The sequence below is a fragment of the Haliscomenobacter sp. genome (assembly GCF_040403615.1).
In the GTDB taxonomy this organism is placed as follows: Bacteria; Bacteroidota; Bacteroidia; order Chitinophagales; family Saprospiraceae; genus Haliscomenobacter.
Genome location: NZ_JBBAKG010000222.1, coordinates 1 through 3,385, shown reverse-complemented (window position 1 = coordinate 3,385; position 3,385 = coordinate 1). Strand labels below are relative to the sequence as shown.

At 45.8% G+C, this 3,385-nt stretch carries 1 protein-coding gene; it reads right to left on the bottom strand.

Annotated elements, in window-relative coordinates; translation table 11 throughout:
* Positions 1–3,385, bottom strand: a 3,385-nt coding sequence (locus ABW391_RS28905; RefSeq protein ID WP_353485382.1) for a hypothetical protein, incomplete at both ends; no start/stop codon positions are given.

The window sequence follows — 3,385 nt, the reverse complement described above, 5'->3', positions numbered from 1 at the left end:
TGTTCTACCAGCCCAATCGAGTCCAGGTGGAACAATCACCATAGCTAATGAAAATGCTGCATTGCCGTAATCTCCTTCTACCAGATAAAGTGTGGCATTGACCAGGTCAGCAACATCCCCCAAAAACGGCACGAAACCTACCACATCCAATAGATCGTGAAGTCCTTGTTGCTGGGCTTGATCTTGAAAAAATTCGTAGGTACTTTCAATTTTACCAATCAAGGCAACATCTTCAGGAGCACTGATGATTTCCCAAATAGCTAAAGCACAATTCCAGCGGTAATAAGTGTACTGTTTCGTTTGCTCATTACGTCGTACCAACACCCAATCGTTGTAGGATCGGCCACCAGGGTTAAGTGCATACAACATCCCTCCTCCCGTGAATCCAAAACTGAAATAACCGTCGATTTGCTCACCTGAGGTTATGCCCTCAACCACTTCAGCTAACTCATCCGGGCAAATCGTATAAAACCCGTTATCAGCATTGATTTCCTTTGAAAATGTGCCAATATCTGCTCTATTTGATGTCAACAATCCAAACGGCCTTTCCATAAAACCCTTGGCTGGGTTGATATTGGCTCTTTTGATCTGATAGGCTAGATTGCACCCCCCATCTTCATTGCTGAGTACTACGTGCTCACCAAAATAAGTTTCGATATCGGTACCAGAGGGCAAAGCAAAACTTTGACTAATGGCGTTAAGTGCACTTAAATTGGTCGTTTCAGGATTGATAGTACCAAATTCAAAGAAACCTACGTGATACCGCTTACCTAAGGAACTCTCGCCCCAACGGGCTTCATAGATACGAGGTTTACTATCTGCACTGAAAAGAGTATACCCTACCAATGCACCTTTAAATATGCTACCTGCTACCTCAGCATTGGGTGTAAATCGCCATACTGAATTTGATGGCAACATAACCAAGTGTCCTGATCCTACTATCACAGCCACAGAATTTTTCTGAAACCCCGCTGTACACAAGATTTCGTCTTCTACTGCTTCTTCATGACGTTTTGGTATATTGGGTGGGGTTTGATCAAATAGCGATGGTGTTTTAGGGCTTTCAAAATTGGGCAACATCAAGTCGAAAGCAACCTCATGCAAGGCTACAGCAGGGTCGAAATTTTCATCACTGGTAAAATGATCCAATCCTGCTTGCAAAAAACCGTGATCATTAGGGACTGTACTTTTTACAAACAGGTAATCTTGCCCTCCACATTCTGATCCTTCAAACACATGAAGCCAGAAGCCAAGTTTAGCACTATTGAAGCGTTGCTCTGCAATATTCAGGTATTCATTACAAGAACATACCTGATCATTTCCACTAATAAATGCATAAGACTCGTTGTAGCCATATCCTCTAAAAGATTTCAATGCCCTATCTGCAATATCTTTTAAACCATCTACATTTTTACCTTTCAACTTAAATCCGAGTCCTGAATCATCCTGCACGCAAATATCGCCACTACATGGATTCTCTAAACATGGATCGCTACGCAATTCTGGTTTTCGTGCCTGCGGAGCAGAATTGATTTCAATTGGTATGGCAAAAAAACCTTTACCTTCAAAATAAGCTTTAATTTCACAAGCCTGACTGCTTGATTCTAAAGTATAAATAGCTTCTGCAGAACAACCTTGTTGAGTAACGGTTACCTTATATTCATTGACATTCGAATGTAGTTTGATTTGCTGAGTTGTCTCTCCAGTACTCCAGAGATAGGTAAATGCGCCTGAGGCATCGGATGTGGCGAGAGCCTCTAACGAACTGTCATCAGGATTGTTGCAAGAGCGAGGTACTGCCAGCTCTGCTCTGATTTCAACCTTGAGGTTCGACAATTTGACTGTGTACACCGTCTTTTCAATCACTTTCAGGTTTTCATCCAGCGCCATACGGGTGTACTGACCGGATTTGCATACCTTTTGGGTTTGCAGCCCGGGATTGGCCAAGTCTGGCCAGTAATAACAATTGGCACCTGTAACGTCATTTTTGCCAATGTCTACGCAGTCTTTGCACAGAATGACTTCTTCTTCGCCTTGGGGGGTAGTCTCCGGGCCCAATAAGCTCACGGTTACCCGGGTTAGCTCCCAGTCAGGGTCTACTTTTACACCTTTGCCAAGTGGGTTGCTCAGGGTGAAGTAGTAGTCGGCAGGATAGGTATACAAGTAGGCCGAATCTTGCAGGGGCAGGTATACGCTATCGCGATGTATTCCTCCTCCTACATAGCGGTACACATTGGGGTCAGTGGGAGGGGCGCTGCGCAATTCTGGCGTTTGAGCATTGGCACGGTTGCCGTCATTGAAGTGCGGAAAACCATCGCCCTGCATTTGCATTTTAAGGTAGAAGGTGTCGCGGTACCACTTGGGGGCTTTGGCTTCCCAACGAATCAAAGCCAGCTCGGTGGGCTGGGAAATGTGGATGACTTTTTGTAAAAAATAGGCAAGGGGTAAAGTATCGCAATGGCGGCCTAAAACCACCGAATCAAGCGCTGCCTCTACACAACCTGTACTGGGCTTGCGCCGCAGGGGATGGTAGATGCCCGGAGGCAAAGCGTTGAAAGCAGGGTTGCTTTGCCATTTTTTGCCTCCATCAATGCTGTACTCTGCTGCTATCCCCTGGGTATTGGGGCGAAACGCAATGCTGCCGCTGGCCGAATCACACTGAACGAGGTCTTCCACACTGATGTAAGCTCGGCCTTCGGTATTGATGACCAACCGAATACTGTCTACACAGTTGAGTGAATCTTGTACCTGAAAACGGTAACTGCCCGCGGGCAAGCTATCAAAAACTGCACTCAACTGAGGTGCTTGATTGTCCACTTGATAGCGCAAAGTGCCCCAACCGGGTTCGGCCTGGATTTTCAAGCCAGTGTTATTGGGCTTACAGTCGTCAAGGTGCAGGTATTTGAATCCGGTAATGTGGGGAAAACGCTCATCAATGACAACATCCACTGAATCGCTACAAGCCAAATAGGAAGCGCGAATGCGGTATCCTCCCTTACTCAATCCAACAAAATTGGGTTGAGTGCTCGCAGGATTGCGATTCAGTTGATAGGACAAAGGCAAGGATGGGGAGGTAGGATTCAGCACCAGATTGATTCCTGCATTGCCAGAAATACAATCGCGATCCTGGATTGTGTTGTACCCACTCAACAGATTGGTGAACAATTCATCTTTGATGTTCAAAGAGACACTGTCAACACACCCAATGCTATCCTGGGCAAAGATTTTGCGCTGCAACTTGCCTGTACTGAATTGAAATGGTGCTGTTTCAGCGCTTTGCAATGCATCAAAATAGTAGGCAATTGTACCTCTAGCTCCAGTACTGAGCAGGTTCACCTGCACATTGCCGATGATGCAATCGGTGGTATCTCCAGCAATGCTGGCA